We start from the raw sequence: 18,492 nt of genomic DNA on the forward strand, positions 1-18,492 counted from the left end.
GATCCATTTCACGTTCGAACTGTCTGGTCGCCCATTAGATGCGAGGCCTCCTGCTTCAGTTCTTGATCGAGGTCTTCCGGCTGTCGCCCGCTCAAATCGATTCGACGGGAGTGCGCTGTGATCTCGAGCTGTCGGAGTTCGCGATTGAATCTTAAAACAAGCCAGCGTTCTGTAGCCGAAACCGGTAGAAGCAATCACACTCGAAGCGAACGTGGATCCCCGGACTGCGTGCAGAGGTAGTTTATTCGTCTACTATTGGATTCGTGCCTGCTTACTGGACACACTGCTTGTCTTGGTTCAGGAAAGGTGTGCAGTGATATGCAACGGTTGCTGTATCGGTTGCTTCTTTCGACCTCAGATTAGCTAACATGAGATTTGGATTGAAACCGTTCCTCGGGTTCATATTGGTGTCCGGAATGGCTCTCATCTGGGCAGCGTGGTACCGAAGAGAAGGTCGGCAGCGTCGACGAGGTGATGGTCGATCGGCGAAATCTCTTACACGTATGCCCGATACACAAACCATGAAACGCGCACTCTCACTCGCACTGACGGTCGCACTGATCGGCAGCCTCGCATTTATGGGGTTTGCCGGAACAGCTGCTGCAGACGCCACGATCGAAAACAACGCTGACGTCGACCAGGAGACGACTGCGGAGACTGACCAGGCACAAGACAACAAGCAGTACGCTGACCAGGACGCCAAGAACTACCAGAACCAGGACGCTGATCAGCAGAACAATGCCGTGTTAGGCGATAACCTCGCAGCGTCGGTCGGCGGTGACGCAGATGCGCAGAACTCCGTTGATCAGAGCAACGACCTCGAGCAGGACCAGAACGCTGAAATTGACCAAGAAATCGAGCAAGACAACGAGCAGGATCAGGATGCAGACACTGAAGCCGAAAGCGAGTTCGACCAAACGTTCGAGCTGCAGGACTTCATCAACTTCGGCTTCTAACACTGCGACCGCTGCCGAAACCGTACCCGAAACCCGTTGACGCAATTTTTTACTGTCACCGACGACGAGGTCAACGTTGCGCAGTTCACTGTACTGACCCCAGTCGGATCGCCCGTACTGATCACCGTCACCCGAGCGCTGTCCGCGAGTCGTTGCATTGGGAACGAGCTATTCTGGCAGTGGTCAGACGACTGCCCAGCGCGACATAAAAGGACACGACTGTCGTAGCCACCAGCGTTGTATCCGTGCAGACGCCGGGGACAGCATGTGACACCCAGATGCGGTGGTGATCACTCGCCTCGAACATGTGTGGCTCTCGCTTGTGGTCACCGACCACGGTCCACTCATCTCTCGACGCGGTCACGCATCGTTCGGTCCGATCGACAACCGGCGAGAGCGTGCGCCCACAGGTTCTCGAACCGCCGCCGAGTGGAGACCGACTTGAGATCAGTCCTCGTCGGGGAACGCTACCCGGGACCGTCCTCGTCCAATTCCGAGGTCTCTCCGGCTGTGATCTCACAGAACGCAGAGGTTCGCTGATGACGCAGTCTACGCGAGTGGACACGGGGTGCAGGCTGTAGATATCACTCAGTGGTCTCGATTGCGGCGAAAAATGAAGTCGGAACGTCCGGGATCGTTCGTTGATACGGGCTACTGTACGTCAGTTCCGGTACAACCGCGAACATCCTGCGGTTAACCGGGAAATCGTTACAGCAGACCGCGAGAGTCGTTCGTCCGCTTAGCTCTGACGGCGGAGTGCCATCATCGCAGCTGCGAGCAGTGCGATCAGGGCAACTCCGATGCCGAATCCTGGCAGGCCGTCTTCACTGGAGGAGTTCTCCTGTGAGGACTCTTGTTCCTGCTCGTTCTCAGCGTCCTGTTCGGCATCCTGCTCACTGTCCTGTTCCTGGTCGGTCTCCGACTCCGTCTCTTGGTCGCCGTCCGCGTCCTGGTCAACGCCCGTCTCGTCGTCTTCTTTGTCGTCCTCTTTGTCGTCGTGCTTGTCGTCTTCTTTGTCGTCCTCTTTGTCGTCGTAGTCCTTGTCGCCTTTCTTCACGTAGTCCTTCTCGTCTTCTTTGTCGTCGTGCTTGTCGTCGTAGTCCTTGTCGCCTTTCTTCACGTAGTCCTTCTCGTCTTTCTCCTCATCGTCGTGCTTGTCGTCGCCGTTCTTGTCGTCAGCGTCTTCGTCATCGCCGTCGTCCATACCGGGCGTCACGGTGGCCGAATCAGCGATCGTAACGAAGCTCCCGGCCTCATCAGAGTAGGCCTGAATCGCTTCGCCATCGAGATAGATCGTTGCTGTGACGACGGTCTCAGTTTCGATCGCCGACGTATCGATGGTGACATCCTCGTTCACACCGGTCAGTCCGGTTGCGGTGCCGAGTTCGTTATCATCCTCGTCGGTGAGGACAACATCGAACTCGGTGTCGTCATCGTGCCCATCGAGCAGTGCAGCGAGGTCAACGCTGACCTGCTCAATCGTGTCTTCCGCTGTCTGGTCGCTCATCTGGATGCCGGCACCGTACACCATCGCGGAGTCGGATGCTTTGGTGTCCGTTTTGCTGTCATCCGCGTAGACCGTTGCCGTGTACTGTCCCGGCTTGTCGCTTGGCACGAAGATGGCGGCGTTAGTGAGATCCTCCTCGAGCTCAGTTTCGAACACGATCTCACCGCTGGTTTCGTGTTCGACCTCAAGGTACTGTCCCTCGTGGGCGTCGACCGACTCGACGACGAAGGCAGTTTCACCGTCGTTCATCCCGAGAGCTTGGTCAGTAAACGTTACGTCTTCGTCACCGTTGTTTGCCGCCGCCGCGCCCGCAAACGCTGCGGACATGGCAATGACGGATAGCACCATCAGTCCGGCTAGCAGTACTGCACGTCCTTTCTGAAGCGTCGTTGTTTCGCTTGTCATGTGTTGTATCGTTTTTGTGTTTCGCTCGGTTTGGTCTCGAGCCGAGGGTTACTGTCGTGAGGTTGCTGGCCCCAGTCTCGACGGAACCCGTCGCTGACTGGCAGTGTTTCATCGTTGGAAGGCGCGAACGTACCCGCGCTTGTTCTCGTGACGCTCACGAGAGCAGCACTTTCTGTACGCCACAACCGTTCGATTTCTTGTACCATCTGTCTCACTCACCCTTTCGGGGTGAAACAGGCTATTTCGATTGGTAACTTTAATATACACAGCAATGACTCGAGAACAGAGTGGTTATCGTTTAGAATTAATCGCCTACCGAGATGTGCGGGACTGACATACTGTCCCCTTTCGTGTCGGTGTCGACACTTGGCGGAATCCAACCTCGAGCTCGAATCGAGGCCACAGCTATCGGGACGTAGTATGCACACCCATCCGTGCAATTCCCATCTCCTGCGGCCCGAAACGAGCGATCTGAACTAGTCAGTAACACGGACCTTCTCTCACTGCGGTCGATCGTTGCGAGCTGAACAACATCGACAACAGGAAGAACGATCCCACTAACGGCAGTTCAACAGCTTCGTTGACTTTCACTCGAGAACGAGTACCATCGAATCAGTACTGTTACTCGATGGTGACGCTCTTGGCCAAGTGCCGTGGCTTGTTGATCGAGCGGCCGAGTTGGTTTGCGACCCAGTATGAAACGAGTTGTAACTGGATGTTTGCCAGGGTTGGGGCGAACAGCCTGTGTGTTCAGGATCTCCAGTACGTGGTCAGCGTGGCGACCTGTGATGGGGTCCGTAACTGCGCCGATCAGTTCGCCACGATATTCCGCTCGTGCGAGACGGACAAACTCACAGTAGTTACCGAACCGGTTCACGTGTGTGACAGTATGCTGGTGATTTATTTCGATATATTCTGGTAGAACACTAATGCGTTTATGAACGAGCATTCAGCGAATCAATAACAATACCCGCATCGGCTGTGGTCGGCGTATGGTCGATTCGACCAACAGACGACGGTTCCTGGCTGCGAGTGGTATCACAGTCGTCGGTCTCAGTGGCTGTCTCGGCAGCGACGACGACCCGGAGGAAGAAGACGAACAGACACAAGCCGACTCGAGTGACGACGAACCGAACGAAAACAACCCTAACCAGCGGACGATCCAATGGGGTGGACAAGGAAGCGAAAACGCGACCCAAGACTGTGCGGAAAACGAGGTCGGCTTCTGGAAGTGGGTGCTCACGCCTGGTGGACCCGAGGCCATCGAAGAGGCGACGCTCTTCGTTACTATCCAGCCGACTGATCCGAACGCAGAGCCGGTGACCCTGGAAGTCGAGGGCTTTACGCCGGGCGGTCCACGAGGGGTGTTTCAGTTCAATGTCTTCCTAGAAGGCGGTGGGACCGTCCAGAGCGCGTTCGTCGAGTTCACTGGAGGCGGAGCCAACCCTCGACTGACGATCAGCGAAGGCGAGTGCCGGGAAGACGACGACCCAGTCGACGTGACGGTTATCACCGACCCCGAAACCGACGTCAACGACTCCACCGCGACGCTCAACGCAGAACTCCTTCCCTTCGAGGAGGAGTTCGATGCAGTCGACGTCTTCTTCGAGTATCGAGTCGCTGGCTCGACAGAGTGGATCCGGGTGCCAGGAGATCCCGACTCGCTCTCAGACGAAGGTGGCGAGTTCAGCGCGGAAATTCCCGTCGAGCCAAACACCGACTACGAGTTCCGGGCGGTCGCAGTCGCACCCGACGGGACGGAATTTACTGGGGATATCCGGACGTTCACGAAGGAAGACGAACCCGACGTGACGAAGCCGACGGTCGTCACCGGCCCGGCGACCGACGTCAACGAGTCGACGGCAACCCTCAATGGCGAGCTGACCGATCTCGGTAGCTTCGGCGTGGCCGACATCGAGGTGTTCTTCGAGTATCGACCCGTCGGCACTGAAGAGTGGCTCGCGACGGAGCCAGAAACGCTCGAGGAACTTGGTCCGTTCAGCGCGGAGATCGATGTCGAACAGGGCGTCGAGTATGAGTACCGTGCGGTCGCCGTCGCGAACGACACGCGGGCGACCGGCGAGATACAGACGTTCCGAAAGGAGGTACCGGATAAGGAGCTTCCCGAAGTCGTCACCAAACCGGCGACCGAGGTGAACAAGAAGACGGCGACACTCAACGGGCAGCTGCTCACGCGCGGTGACTTCGACGAGGTGCACGTCTTCTTCCAGTACCGGATCGTCGGCGCGGCGGAGTGGCTGATGACCCCCGCACAGACGCTCACCGAGCCAGGGCCGTTCAGCGTCGAGATTTCGGAACTCCTCACGGGTGTCGAGTACGAGTTCCGAGCGATTGCCACGGCAAACGACGTGGTCGTCGCCGGGCCGATCCAGCGGTTCACAAAGGAGCCGGACGAGAAAGAGCGCCGGAAGAAGAAGAAACTTGAGAAGAAGAAACACGCCTACGAGCGCAAGAAACGCGAGTACAAGAAGTACAAGAAGAAATACGAGAAAGACCAGATCGACAAGACGACCCTCGAGAAGAAAAAGCGCGCCTACGAGGACGCCAAGCACAAGTACGAGAAATACCGGAGAAAATACACGAAATACGAGCGGAAGAAAATCGCCTACAAACACGAGAAAGGCGAGTACGAGAAGTACGAGAAGAAATACGAGAAAAACCGCATAGACAAAAAGACATACGAAAAGAAGAAAGGCGCCTACAACGACAAGAAACGCGCCTACAAAGAGACAGAAAAGAAACTCGAGTGTTAAGAGGGACCAACTGATACGGATTGCCGTAACGATGTATCGGCGCAACTGCGACCTGAGTTGCGGTTGCGCCGGTAATGGCTCACAGCAGTCCGTACGAGCACCCACGTCCGTGTAATTCCCATCTTCTGTGGCCCGAAATGAGCGATCCGAACTGGTCAGTACCCAGGTCTTCTCTCACTGCGGTCGGTCGTTGCGGGCTGAGCAACATCGACAACAGAAACAACGACCCCACTGACGACTGTTCAACAGTTTCGTTGACTCTTACTCGAGGGCGAGTGACATCGAAAGTACCGTTACTCGACGGTGACGCTCTTGGCTAAGTTCCGTGGCTTGTCGATCGATCGGCCGAGTTGGTTTGCGACCCAGTATGAAACGAGTTGTAACTGGATGTTTGCCAAGATTGGAGCGAACAGCCTGTGTGTGTTCGGGATCTCCAGTACGTGGTCAGCGTGGGTGGCGACCTGCGCTGGGACGTCCGTAACTGCGACGATCGGTGCGCCACGGGATTCGACCTCCCGGACGTTTCCGAGCATCTTCTCGGCGTTCGAGTCCCCGGTAAGCATCGAGAAGACCGGGGTTCGTTCGGTCACCAGTGCCAGTGGCCCGTGTTTCAACTCACCGGCAGGGAACCCCTCGGCGTGTTTGTACGTAATCTCCTTCATTTTGAGCGCCCCCTCGAGCGCGACCGGTGCGTTGTAGCCACGGCCGATGAAAAAGTAGGCGTCTGCGTCCACGTACTCGTCAGCGACCGTCGCCGCTTGCGATGTATCGAGAATCGACTGGACCTGATCCGGGAGCGCCCGCAACGCCTTGATGAACGCACTCGAGCACGCTCCTGTCAGCGCTCGCGAGAGCATCGCCAGCGCGACCTGCTGTGAGGCGAACGTTTTCGTCGCAGCGACGCCGATCTCGGGACCGGCGCGGATGTACATCACGTAGTCCGTCTCGCGTGCTGCCGAACATCCAACCACGTTCGTCACCGAGAGCGTCTCGGCGCCGATGCGGTTTGCGGCTCGAAGCGCACCCAGGGTGTCTGCCGTCTCCCCGCTCTGTGTGACGCCGACGACGAGCGTCTCCTCGTCGACTGGGATCGCATCGACGTCGTACTCACTCGCCAGAAAGGTGTTTGTCTGTATCCCCTGTTCGCGAAATAGTCTGGCTCCATACAGCGCGGCGTGATATGATGTCCCACAGGCGACGAAGTGGACCCGTTCCGGTCGCTCGAGTCCCTCGAGTTCGTCGATTTCGATCGACGCGTCCAGCTCGCGTGGCCGCCCGCGAAGACACTCGCGGAGGGCGTGTGGCTGTTCGTTGATCTCTTTGAGCATGTAGTGGTCGTATCCGCTTTTGCCTGCGTCTTCGATATCCCACTCGACGGTCTCGACCGGCATGTCGACGAGGCTGCCCTGTCCGTTAGTAATCTCGACACCCGAGGGAGTGATCGACACGAACTGCCCGTCTTCGAGATAGACGACGTTGTCTGTGTATTCGAGAAACGCCGGGACGTCACTCGCCAGAAAATAGCTGTCGTCGCCGATTCCGAGAACGAGTGGTGACTGGTGACGCGTAGCGTAGACGGCTTCGTCTCCGGAGACAACCGCTGCCACCGCATAGCTCCCCTCCAGTCGCGAAATCGCCCGCCTGAACGCCGTTTCCGGCTTGTCGCCCCGCTCGAGCGCCGCTTCGATCAGATGTGGGATCACTTCGGTGTCGGTGTCGCTTTCGAACTCGTGGCCGTCGGCCTCGAGTGCGTCGCGCAGCTCCTGATAGTTCTCGACGATCCCGTTGTGCACGACGGCAACGCGGCCGTTACAGCTCGTGTGGGGATGGGCGTTCGTATCGGAGGGTGGGCCATGCGTACTCCATCGTGTGTGCCCGATCCCCGCAATACCCTCGAGTGTGGTCGGGAGCGTCTGTTCGAGTTCCGACAGTTCGCCCTCGCTTTTGTACACCGAGACGGTGGCGTTGGCGATCGCCATGCCGGCCGAATCATACCCCCTGTACTCGAGACTCGAGAGGCCGTTCATCAGGACTTCGGACAGCTCCTCACCCATCTGCGTTCCAGTGTAGCCGATGATTCCACACATCAGGATCGCACCTCCGTTTCCGCCTCGAGCGTTCCACGAACCGTCGTCCCGGCTTGGATCTCCGTGCGTGGCCCGACCAGTGTGCCGGGGACGTACGTGACACTCCCGCGATCGTGGACGCGGTCGGCTAACAACGCACCCAGTGTTTCGTTTTCGAAGACACGATCCGCGACGCGAACGTCGCCGGGACCGCCGGGAACCGTCGATCCCCGTCCAATTCTCACTCCTGTTCCGGTCACACACTCGATCACCGTTGCGTTGGCTCCAATACGCGTGTCGGTGTCGATGACGCTCCGTTCCACGACGGCGTTCGAGCCGACAGTGGTGTTCTCACCGAGACAGACGTACGGGCCGACGACGGCACCCGGTTCGACCACACAGTCCCGGGAGACGACGACCGGATCACGGATCACCGCTGAGTCGTGGACCGTCGCCGATTCGTGAACGGTCCCTGATTCGGGAACGAGTTCAGTCCCAAACAGCTCGAACGAGACGTCGAGAAGGTCCCACGGATACGTCGCGTCGACCCAGAGGCCCTCGGAAATAGTCCCCCGAACGGCGTCACCCCGCTTGATTAGTTTCGAGAGCCCATCGACCAACAGCCGTTCGCCAGCTCGCGGTTCCGCCGCTCGGATGGCGTCGAACGCTGCCGGCTCGAGTACGTAGATACCCGCGTTGAGGAGGTACTCACGGTCATCGGGCGGGTCTTCCACGATCGTCGTCACTCGGCCCTCGTCGACCAGAACGCCTCCGTAGCCAGCGACGCTCGAGCGCTGCAACAACGCGACTGTTGCGGCGGCGTCGTGTGCATCAAGTGTGTCGCGGATGATCCGACTTGCAGCGATCTGATCGCCGTTGACCACGAGACACGTCCCGTCGACGGCTGCTTCGGCGGCGAGGACGGCATTGCCGGTGCCAAGTTGCTTGTCCTGAGTAACGTACGTGAGCGGCACGTCCTGGTGTGAGGGGCCGAAATGCGATTGGATCCGCTCCCGTTTGTATCCAACCACCACGACGATCTCGGTGATTCCTGCGTCGACGAGTTGATCGAACACGTGCTCGAGGATCGGTTTTGCAGCCGCGGGGAGCATCGGTTTCGGCCTGTTCTTTGTCAGCGGGTGCAACCGGTTCCCCTCTCCAGCCGCCAAGACGATCGCAGTGGTGCCGTTCATATGAGCATCGTTCGGCGCCGAAGCGTCTTTTGATCCGCCGACCGTATTATCACCTAAATAATAGATAGATCGAGCATATTCTCCACACTGCTACTGTGATCTGCTTTTTAAAATACTGAGTAACTCTCACCCGTTCCGAGACAGCAGTTAAGCAACAGCAGGGCTCACGCAGTCGGGTCCACTGTCCCCGTTCCCAATTGTTTCAACTGAGTTATACCCTTGTTATCGTGTCCTGATTCTGATGGATCCGACTTCCGGTCGCTTCCGAACGGACCCGTCATCGACCCTGAGACGTCAGATTGCCACGAGAGCCAGAACGGGAGAGGGTGATGCTTGCCCACGGAAAACGTGTTTTGACGCGTCTTTTATGTCGAATTATTGCGTCAGCAACGGACGTAATCGACTGTCACTCGAGTTCGATCGCCCACTCCGCCTGTTCGTTGTCGACTGTGACGTCGATGTAGCCGATCCCGTCGACGTGCACCGACGTTGCGCCGCGGAACTCGCCGAGGGCGTGAAACACGAGCTCGCCGCCGTCCCACACGTAGTCGCTCGCGTCCGCATCCTGTGGGATCACACGCACGCGAAAACTCCCGTCACCGTCGTGTGCTCCGCCAACCAGTGTTGTGTCGTCGAACAGAATCGGTCCTAGCCATCCTGGGCCGGAGTTCGTAACCGAAATCGGCGGCGTCTCCGCTTCGTCGTCGTCGACGTCCGGCTGGGACAGCTGTAACTCCCACTCCCCGTCGGCGTCGACGTAGATCGCATACGTTCCCTCCTCGAGGAACGTGCCAGTAGTGCCATCGAACGGGCCGAACTGCGTGAGCAGCGACTGTGTTTGTCCACCGTCGCGGGAGACGGCTTGAACAAAAAACTCGCCCTCGCCGTCGTGTGTCACCTCGAGAACCGCTGGCCCGCTCTCGACCTCGAATTCGTCGGTCACTGTAACGCCGTCGCCAGCGAATTCGAGCGACGCTGACGCCGTCGGGTCGTCGTCAGCTTCCGTCTGGGCCTCGGCGAGGGCCCGCCGAGAGGAACCACCCATCCCCGCGAGTACAGGCCCGCTGGCCACGAGCATAGTGCGTCGATACATGCCGCCTCCTGTGAGGATCACGTATATAATTTATCGGGATCGAAACACGATGGTAATCACGTGTAACGCCGGATCGCCCGCTGGACACCATCCGCGACCCACAGTTGACCGACCGTCCCGAAAGCCACCGTGGGTCATATCTCGTGGCGTACTCGGTGATTAGGGAGTCCCGTCGGCTTCGTCGCCGTCGACCCACACATGGACATGATACGCCGCGTTCTCGGTCGATGGTTCGTCCGGCACGGCCCCGTCGAGATAGACCAGCCACACGATTCGAACAGGCGCGTCGACAACCGATGGCTCAATCGTCTGTTCCTGTCGCCACGTTTCGCCGTGATTGAGTTGTGGTTCGAACCGGTCAATCTCCTGTTGATCGATAACCCGCAGCTCTCCGTCAGTCGACTCGAGCGCCTGTTCGGCGACAACAACTGTATAGTTCGTCTGTTTGTGCTCGTTGTTGTCGATTCCGACCATCAACTCCCCACTCTCGCCCGCTTCGAGCGCAGTTGCATACCCGTCCGCGATCGGCTCGCCGTCTGCGTCCTCGTTCAGCAGATACACTGCGGAAAACTCCTCCCCGTCGGCGGGCGTGGTCACCGAATAGCCAACACCGCCAGCGGCGAGCACGAGTGCCACAACGAGTAACACGGTGAGTGCGACTTCCGCCCTGTCAGCCGAATCGAAGAGTTCGGTTCGGACCGCTGTCAGCAATCCGGGTCCGGTAGGTTGGTATCGTTCCGCCTCGGGCAAACGAAGCCGTCGGACGAGCGCTGTCCCCGTCAGAAACACCGTGAACGCCACCGCGGTGAGCAGCACCGATTCTGTCCGGACCCCCCACGAGGTATAGTTCAACAACAGGGCAAGCCCAGGGACGATCGCGACGCTCGACCCGAACGAAAGCACGACACGCTCGAGTGCATCGATCCGCTTTCGGGATGGGGACGATGGTGTGTCCGGGTCGTCGCTGGCCGTGACGACTGATCGGCCAGCTTCGGGAAACAGTGTAGCGATGAACACGTAGCCGGGGACGAAAAACACGAAGAGGAAACCGAACGGAACACGAAGCGAGGATAGGTAGTCGGTCGGTTCGACGACAGCGACGGTAACAAGTCCCGTCACTGTAAGGACGACGGCGAGGTCGAGAGGAACATCATGGAGGCGAGCGAACCGAGACGAGCGTTCTGCGAACATCAGGTTTCGTCACGCGTTCGATCGGTAAAGTTGGCAGGCCATCATTCACCGCTGTTGTCGTGTCCACGCCATGCACTTGGGCGTCCTCGAGCAATCGGTGGTCATATTGGTCTGTCGCCTGTCGACTACAGCGCCGAGCAATCAACTATTGACCGACAGTGGGCTGGTAAAGCACCTTGCACCAAGTCAAATAATCTGATACTGTGTGCTGTTACGACCACGGGGTTCAAACGACCCTTCAGCCTACCGCAATGGTATGGACGAGCATAGTTTGTGGGATAGGGGTTTCGTCGCCGGCGAACGGCACTACAGAGACCATCACACGGCGACTGCGCGACCAATGTGTGAATCGCTGCAGTTGTTCCCTTACCACCGATGAATACGAACAATCTCAGTGGAGACGGTCGCTTCCAGGAGACGGATGACACGGCAGTCGAAATCGACGATATGGATCGTGCCGAACTCTCGGCTCGCGCCGAACGGTTGGCTGAAGAAAACAGGCAACTTCGCGACGCGAACGAGCGACTTCGTGCGACGCATACGCACCGAACCTGGCACCGCCAGTCGGGATGGAGCCTGCTGTTTCTCGGCACACTCTCGGGACTGGGGGGGATCGTCTTTCCCGAGACACGAACTCTCCTGTTTGCCATCGCCGCAACCGGACTGTTCGGTGGCGTGCTGACGTACTCCCTCACACGCGACCGATTTCTCCCAGCAACGGTTTGTGACCGGATATATACCGCCGTTGCGGACACCAGGACCACGCTCGCTGCCGAACAGGACCTCAGTGGTGTTCCCGTCTACGTCCCGGACGATGACGGCGGTGTGTCTCTTTTTATTCCTGCAGATTCCGAATACGAGGATCCTGACGGAGACGACGATTCGCCTGTTCCGACCAGTCTCGAACACGGTGTCACGCTCATCCCGACTGGGGCGGAACTCGCTCAAGAATTCGAGCGGACAGCTCCGACCGCGCTCTCGGACGCGCCGTCGACCCTCGCGACACGACTCGCAGACGCTGTTGTCGAACAGTTCGAACTCGCACGGCGTGTCGAGTTAGCCACGACAGTTAGCGATGGACGTGGTCGTATCGCCGTCGAGATTTCGGACAGTGCACTCGGTGATGTCGACCGATTCGATCACCCGATCACCTCGTTTCTCGCCGTCGGTCTCGCTGTCGGGCTCGAGCGCCCAGTCTCACTCGAGGTCACCCCACACGCCGACAATGCGGACTGGCTTGCGGTCTATCGGTGGGTGCGTGCGGACGACACGCCGTAGTGCTCCAGTGATCGCTCGGTAACGACTGATGCGGTCTGCTGGACCGATGTTCTAGAACACTCGCAAGGTGGTCTGACGAACAGCAGTCCGTATGAAACGAGCGTCACTGCGATGTGGAGCCGTCCGATGGCCATGGCGTTCGTCGCCGGTGACTGTTTCGTGAGGAAACATCCCATAGATGACGGGCAGTAGCCTGTTTCCCGGTTCAACAGAAATAGCCGTTTTTCGGACACAGGGGTGTGGGGGGTGAGTATGCACGACCAACGCGTCCTCGTGACGGGTGGGGCTGGTTTTATTGGATCGAACCTCGCGAACGAACTCGCCACCGATAACGACGTCATCGCCCTCGACGACTGCTATTTGGGAACGCCCAAGCACCTTTCACCTGCTGTTGAGTTCGTTGAGGCGAGCGTTCTCGAGTCGGATCTCCCGACGGACGTGGACGTCGTGTTTCACCTCGCAGCGCTGTCGTCGTATGCGATGCACGAAGAGGCAGTCTGTCGCGGTGTCCGGGTCAACGTCGAGGGATTTACCAACGTCGTCGAACAGGCCCGTGCGAACGGGTGTGAGACGGTCGTCTACGCGTCGACGTCATCGATATACGGGAGTCGAACGGAACCGTCGCCTGAAGAGCTATCACCGACGGCCAGCACCGGGTACGAAGCGTCGAAACTCGCTCGAGAACGCTATGGGGAGTACTTTTCGACGCATTACGGGATGCAGGTCGCGGGAATGCGGTTTTTTTCGGTGTACCAGGGGTACGGTGGCGCAGAAGATCATAAAGGGAAGTACGCGAACATCGTCGCACAGTTCGCCGATGATATTGCCCATGGACGGTCGCCGAAACTGTACGGCGATGGAACCCAGTCCCGCGATTTCACGCACGTCGACGACATCATTCGTGGCCTCGAGTTCGCAGCGGACGCTCGTATCGACGGCGTCTACAACCTCGGGACCGGTGAGCAGTACGAGTTCAACACGGTCGTCAAGCTGCTCAACGACGAACTCGGCACCGACGTCGAACCGACGTACGTCGAGAATCCGATCCCGGACGACGTCTACGTCCACGACACTGTCGCTGATCCGTCGAAAATGGAGGCTGAAACGGGGTGGGTGCCCGAAATCGACTTTCGCGACGGTATCGAACGAGTGTGTGCACAGTACACCGACTGACGTTCCAACACCGGCTCTCGTGAACACGAGTGGGGTGAACCACCAGTCGTTAAATTACGACGTCGACGGGTGCCGTGAGCAGAATCCGCCGTGTGATGATGACTGCGAAGCCGATCAGTCCGAACAGAAGTGCCCACCAGAGTCGCCGTCGCCACTCCGGACGTGCGTATGCGGGGGCTGTCAGCTCCATACACAGAAGGAATCCGACGAGCGACGCCGTCACGAACACGTCGATGGAGAGAGCCTCGAGTGCCGAGAGTACAAAGGTTATCGCAAGCATCCAGAGGACCTGCCCATAGACGAGTTGCAGCCGACGTTCAGTAGCCATCGATCAACCCTCATTCCGAGCAGGACCGTAAAACCGTAGTACCGCTGCAGCGGCGAGCCGAAACCGCCGTTGTTGGATACGCCGGCAGTAGCTGGTTTCCGAAACACCACTTTGGTTCTGCACCATTGTTGCTACGCGTGTCGATGATCCACTCGATCGAAACCATCGTTTACTGAGTAAAACAGTGTGGGCAGCCCGACCTGATGCAAATATCACTAATACTATATGTTATAGTTCAGAGGAAACGGTGTAACAGTATTAGCCCTTTTTGAGCGAGACGCCGGTACAACCGGTTGAAATGGCGGGAAAATATACACGAGCAACACTCAAACAGAATAAATTTTCGAGTGGCTGGAACAGGTGTTCCGAACCAGCCGCCTGCGTGTGTCCGGCAGAAGCTCCCGCGCGTTCCGTACCGAGCACAACTACAAAACGCCCGTCCGTAGGGTACGCGAGCGTGGTCACGACCGCTCTGCGACGGCGAGGGCAGTCAGAATGAAACGCACGGATTCGATCGATGCCGACCGAACCACGCGCTCCGGAGCGTCGATGCAGATTGCTTGCGTCGGGCTTGGGTTCGTCGGCTACAACTCTGCCGTAGCGTTCAGCCAATCGTCGTACCCCGTAACCGGCGTTGACACCAATACAGAACTAATCGAGTCCATTCGAAACGGAGATGCACCGTTCGAAACGACGGCGTTGGACACATACATCGACGAAGGGACCTGTGAAGTAACGACAGCGATATCGGACGCTTCCAACGCCGACACATACATTATCAGTGTTGCCACACCGCTTTTGGACGACGACACACCCGATCTCTCGTACGTTCGAGCGGCCTCCCGTGACGTCTCGCGTGTCCTCGAGAAAGACAATCTGGTCGTGATTCAGAGTACCATCTACCCGGGATGTACCCAACACGATGTGATCCCCGAACTCGAGCGCTCGGGACTCGAGGCAGGCACCGACTTCGGGGTGTCGCACGTTCCGGAGCGGTACAGTCCCGGAAACGACCGATCCGAGCGAGCGACGCGGGTCGTCGGGTCGATCACCGACCTGTGGCGCGATGTCACCGTGGCGTTGTACGAGGACGTTGCCGACGACACGAAGCCGGTCTCGTCGCTCGAGGTTGCCGAGACGACAAAACTCATCGAAAACATCCAACGCGACGTCAACATCGCACTGGTCAACGAACTCGCCACCGCGATGGAAACGATCGGTATCGACGTGTCGGAGGTCCTCGATGCAGCAGCGACGAAGTGGAACTTCGATCAGTACGAGCCGGGGCTTGGCGTGGGAGGACACTGTCTCCCAGTCGACCCACACTACTTTTTGTCGGCTGTCGAGGAACAGGGCGAAAGGCTGGAGTTGGTGCCGGTTGCGCGTGAGGTCAACGATTCGATGCCGGCTCGATATCTCGAGACAATCCGTCAGTCGCTCACCGCTGTCGGCAAACGCCCTTCCTCCGCGGTCGTCTCGGTGCTCGGCGTGACGTACAAACCGAACGTCAGCGATCTTCGGAACAGTGCCGCTGTCGAACTCGTGTCGCGCCTACAGGCGCAAAACACCACCGTTGAGGTGTACGATAGCCAGTACCCCGCTGACAAGGAAATCGAGGACAGTGGCATCACGAACGGATCCACACCGATAACGGCGGTGCGTAACGCGGACGTTCTCGTTGTTGGAACGCCACACGATTCGTTCCGGGAGTTCAATCCGGACGCGTTGGCCGCAGCGATGGCACCCAACCCGATCCTGATCGACCCACAACGGCTGTTCGATCCGGCAGCCGTCGCCGACAGTGACCTGCACCGACCGATCGAGCTCGATGCTGGCTTGACCGGACGACAACGGCTTGGCGAGCCCACGGGCGAGACGCCAGCTGATGGGGTCGTCACCGACCGGGGGGAAAATCATGAGTGACGACAAACGGATACTGATTACCGGGGGGGCCGGCTTCATCGGCAGCCACGTCGCCCAACAGCTCGCCACGGAACACGACGTCACCGTTCTCGATGACTTCTCCGTGGGCAGCAAACGGCACCTCTCTTTCCTGCCATCTGACCGCCTCATCGATGCCGACGTGTGTGACGCCGCTGCGGTTCGGGCTGCGGTCGACGGCCAGGACGTCGTTGTTCACATGGCGGCTATGATGGGCGTCCAGCGAACCCTCCAGAACCCGCTTGGGGTGTTACAGGTGAATATCGACGGCACTCGGAACGTTCTCGAGGCAGCCGCTCACGCGGACGTCGACCGAGTGCTGTTCGCCTCGACCTCCGAAGTGTACGGCGATGCCCCGGACGTTCCATACCACGAGGACGACCTGCTTGCTCCGGAGACGAACTACGCCGTCGCCAAACTGACCAGTGAACGGTTCGTTCGCGCGTACGCCTCGAGCCACGATCTCGACTACACAATCGTTCGGTACTTCAACGTGTACGGGCCGAGACAGGACAGTTCGCCGTACGGGTACGTCGTTCCGATTTTCATCGATCGGGCGCTCTCCGGCGAGCGAATCGAAGTGCACGGCCACGGACATCAGACGCGGGACTTCACGTTCATCGACGACGCCGTCGCATGTACCGTTGCCGCGCTAGGTCCCGACGGACGAGACGAGACGTTCAACATCGGGACCGGACGCGAGACCAAGATTCGATCGCTCGCGATGGCGGTTGCCGACGCGGTCGACGGGGCTGAAGTCGTCCACGTCGAACATCCCCGCCCGTACGTCATCGAGCAGCGCTGTGCCGATGTTTCTCGGGCAGAGTCAAAATTAGGCTACGAACCGGAAACCTCGATTAGAGAAGGCATCGAGCGAACGATCGACTACTTCGACCGGCAGACCCAGGAGTCTTCGAGGGCATCTCAATGACGGAGACTGCAGCTGTTATCCCCGCGTACAACGAGCAAGCCCACATCCAGGACGTCCTCGAGCGGGTCGAAGCGACTGGACTCGTCGATCACACGATTGTCGTCGATGACTGCTCGACTGACCACACCGCCGCTCGCGTCGAAGCCACCGACGCGACACTGCTCTCGAACGAGCGAAACCGTGACTACGGCGGCGCAATAAAACGGGGGTACGAACGCGCACTCGAGCTCGACGTCGACCTGATATTCCGCCTCGACGCCGACGGCCAACACGATCCGGCGGAACTTCGCCGGTTTCATCGCGCCTTGCAGGCGCCCGACTGTCAGTACGTACTTGGCAATCGGTTCGCGGACCCGTCGTTTCGGGAGACGATGCCGTTCGACCGACGGTTTGGCAATCGGGTCGTCGCCCTCACGACGAGCGCCCGACTCGGCCACCGCGTCACGGACCCCCCGTGTGGGTACCGGGCGATGGACGCAGCCATGCTCGCGCAAACGCCGTACCGGTCGTTCTCCGATGACTTCCGGATCGGTGTCGAAGAGATTCTGGCGTTCGACGCCCTCGGCGCTGGATTCGATGAAGTCCCCGTCTCGTGTATCTACGCGAACGAGGAGTCGAACCTGGGGTACTACGACGGGCTCAAATTCCTGTACCCCAGCGTGACCTGGCGGGACCGATCCGGAGAGACCTCTGCGTTGAAACAGTTCGTCCGACGATGATGGGGGCAGACACACCAGCACACTCCTTGACGGGACGAACGATCGCCATTACGGGCGGGGCGGGGTTCATCGGGAGTCGACTCGCTGCGACCCTCGCTCCGGATAACGATGTCCGTGTCTTAGACGACCTGTCGACAGGAACGGCTCGAAATGTTCCGGACGAGGCAACGCTCATTGAAGGTGACGTTCGAACGTCGACACCGGTCGCCAAGGCGCTCGACAGCGCGGATATCGTCTTCCACGAGGCCGCGAATCCGAGCGTCAGCCGTTCCATCGATGCCCCACTCGAGAGCCACTCGAGAAACGTCGATGGAACGCTCTCCGTGCTCGAGGCCGCGCGAGCGGAAGATGCTCGGGTCGTCACGGCCTCGAGCACCGCAATCTACGGCACACCGGAGACGGTGCCGGTCGCCGAAGACGCAGCCTTGAACCCGTCGTCGCCGTACGGCCTCGAGAAACTGACCGCCGACCGGTATACGCAACTGTACAACGACCTCTACGACCTCCCGACTGTTTCGCTACGGTATTTCAACGTTTACGGGCCGGGGCAGACCGGTGGCGACTACAGCGGCGTCATCACGATTTTCCTTGAACAGGCCACTGCCGACGAGCCGATCACGGTCGACGGCGATGGACAACAGACGCGCGATTTTGTCCACGTCGACGACGTGGTCCGGGCCAACATCGCGGCGGCGACGACCGAGGCAACTGGCGAAGCGTTCAACGTCGGCACGGGAACCAGCGTGACGATCACCGAACTCGCCGAGACGATCCGAGAGCTGACCGACGCCGACTCCGAGATCGAGTACGTCGATAGCCGCCCGGGCGACGTTCGACACAGCCGAGCGGATCTCTCCAAAGCGTCCCGCCTGCTCGATTACTCCCCCGAGATCGGTCTCGAGGAGGGGTTACGAACCCTCCTCGAGTAGTCACGGAC

14 protein-coding genes and 1 pseudogene are annotated in these 18,492 nt (G+C 59.0%); 8 read left to right on the forward strand and 7 right to left on the reverse strand.

Annotated elements, in window-relative coordinates:
• Nucleotides 1–503 precede the first annotated feature (503 nt).
• On the forward strand, nucleotides 504–956 hold the full coding sequence (locus tag ACERJA_RS00430; RefSeq protein WP_373606398.1) for a toxin transporter: 453 nt from the start codon (nucleotides 504–506) through the stop codon (nucleotides 954–956).
• Nucleotides 957–1,695: 739 nt separating this feature from the next.
• On the opposite strand, the gene ACERJA_RS00435 is transcribed toward ACERJA_RS00430, so the two are convergent.
• The gene (locus tag ACERJA_RS00435; RefSeq protein WP_373606399.1) at nucleotides 1,696–2,868 is read right to left on the reverse strand and encodes a surface glycoprotein; all 1,173 of its coding nucleotides are present in this window, start codon (nucleotides 2,866–2,868) and stop codon (nucleotides 1,696–1,698) included.
• Nucleotides 2,869–3,489: 621 nt separating this feature from the next.
• Nucleotides 3,490–3,697 (reverse strand): annotated as a pseudogene (locus ACERJA_RS00440) (glutamine--fructose-6-phosphate aminotransferase); the annotation flags it as partial.
• 163 nt (nucleotides 3,698–3,860) lie between these two features.
• Between ACERJA_RS00440 and ACERJA_RS00445 the strand changes: the two are divergent.
• Entirely contained in the window at nucleotides 3,861–5,642 is a 1,782-nt protein-coding gene (locus ACERJA_RS00445) for a hypothetical protein (RefSeq protein WP_373606400.1), read from the forward strand.
• A gap of 293 nt (nucleotides 5,643–5,935) precedes the next feature.
• On the opposite strand, the gene glmS is transcribed toward ACERJA_RS00445, so the two are convergent.
• The 4 genes from glmS to ACERJA_RS00465 form a co-directional block, all read right to left on the reverse strand.
• On the reverse strand, nucleotides 5,936–7,729 hold the full coding sequence (gene glmS / locus ACERJA_RS00450; protein ID WP_373606401.1) for a glutamine--fructose-6-phosphate transaminase (isomerizing): 1,794 nt from the start codon (nucleotides 7,727–7,729) through the stop codon (nucleotides 5,936–5,938).
• On the reverse strand, nucleotides 7,729–8,901 hold the full coding sequence (locus ACERJA_RS00455) for a sugar phosphate nucleotidyltransferase (RefSeq protein WP_373606402.1): 1,173 nt from the start codon (nucleotides 8,899–8,901) through the stop codon (nucleotides 7,729–7,731). Before ACERJA_RS00455 ends, glmS begins: the two co-directional genes overlap by 1 nt.
• A 406-nt stretch (nucleotides 8,902–9,307) precedes the next feature.
• Nucleotides 9,308–9,994, reverse strand: coding sequence for a hypothetical protein (locus ACERJA_RS00460; protein WP_373606403.1), 687 nt, complete (start codon nucleotides 9,992–9,994; stop codon nucleotides 9,308–9,310).
• Nucleotides 9,995–10,153: 159 nt separating this feature from the next.
• Nucleotides 10,154–11,185 carry a DUF1616 domain-containing protein gene (locus tag ACERJA_RS00465; RefSeq protein WP_373606404.1) on the reverse strand — a complete coding sequence of 344 codons (1,032 nt, stop codon included), beginning with the start codon at nucleotides 11,183–11,185 and terminating at the stop codon, nucleotides 10,154–10,156.
• Nucleotides 11,186–11,560: 375 nt separating this feature from the next.
• Here ACERJA_RS00465 and ACERJA_RS00470 point away from each other — a divergent pair, with 375 nt between their 5' ends.
• Both ACERJA_RS00470 and ACERJA_RS00475 read left to right on the forward strand, forming a co-directional pair.
• On the forward strand, nucleotides 11,561–12,463 hold the full coding sequence (locus ACERJA_RS00470; RefSeq protein ID WP_373606405.1) for a cell division protein ZapB: 903 nt from the start codon (nucleotides 11,561–11,563) through the stop codon (nucleotides 12,461–12,463).
• Nucleotides 12,464–12,715: 252 nt separating this feature from the next.
• Nucleotides 12,716–13,636, forward strand: coding sequence for an NAD-dependent epimerase/dehydratase family protein (locus ACERJA_RS00475; RefSeq protein WP_373606406.1), 921 nt, complete (start codon nucleotides 12,716–12,718; stop codon nucleotides 13,634–13,636).
• Between the two features lie 49 nt (nucleotides 13,637–13,685).
• On the opposite strand, the gene ACERJA_RS00480 is transcribed toward ACERJA_RS00475, so the two are convergent.
• Nucleotides 13,686–13,964 carry a hypothetical protein gene (locus ACERJA_RS00480; RefSeq protein ID WP_373606407.1) on the reverse strand — a complete coding sequence of 93 codons (279 nt, stop codon included), beginning with the start codon at nucleotides 13,962–13,964 and terminating at the stop codon, nucleotides 13,686–13,688.
• Between the two features lie 495 nt (nucleotides 13,965–14,459).
• On the opposite strand from ACERJA_RS00480, the gene ACERJA_RS00485 reads away from it, so the two are divergent.
• Genes ACERJA_RS00485 through ACERJA_RS00500 form a run of 4 tightly spaced genes read left to right on the forward strand, consistent with a single transcriptional unit; the run spans nucleotide 14,460 to nucleotide 18,484 of the window.
• Complete coding sequence (locus ACERJA_RS00485; RefSeq protein ID WP_373606408.1) at nucleotides 14,460–15,887, forward strand: nucleotide sugar dehydrogenase; 1,428 nt, start codon at nucleotides 14,460–14,462, stop codon at nucleotides 15,885–15,887.
• The gene (locus ACERJA_RS00490; RefSeq protein WP_373606409.1) at nucleotides 15,880–16,836 is read left to right on the forward strand and encodes an NAD-dependent epimerase/dehydratase family protein; all 957 of its coding nucleotides are present in this window, start codon (nucleotides 15,880–15,882) and stop codon (nucleotides 16,834–16,836) included. Before ACERJA_RS00485 ends, ACERJA_RS00490 begins: the two co-directional genes overlap by 8 nt.
• The gene (locus ACERJA_RS00495; RefSeq protein WP_373606410.1) at nucleotides 16,833–17,555 is read left to right on the forward strand and encodes a glycosyltransferase family 2 protein; all 723 of its coding nucleotides are present in this window, start codon (nucleotides 16,833–16,835) and stop codon (nucleotides 17,553–17,555) included. The genes ACERJA_RS00490 and ACERJA_RS00495 overlap by 4 nt, the downstream gene beginning before the upstream one ends.
• Nucleotides 17,552–18,484: an NAD-dependent epimerase/dehydratase family protein gene (locus tag ACERJA_RS00500; protein ID WP_373606411.1), complete on the forward strand. Its 933-nt coding sequence runs from the start codon at nucleotides 17,552–17,554 to the stop codon at nucleotides 18,482–18,484. The genes ACERJA_RS00495 and ACERJA_RS00500 overlap by 4 nt, the downstream gene beginning before the upstream one ends.
• Nucleotides 18,485–18,492: the final 8 nt, after the last annotated feature.

It is taken from the genome of Natronorubrum sp. A-ect3 (genome assembly GCF_041821125.1).
GTDB lineage: Archaea > Halobacteriota > Halobacteria > Halobacteriales > Natrialbaceae > Natronorubrum > Natronorubrum bangense.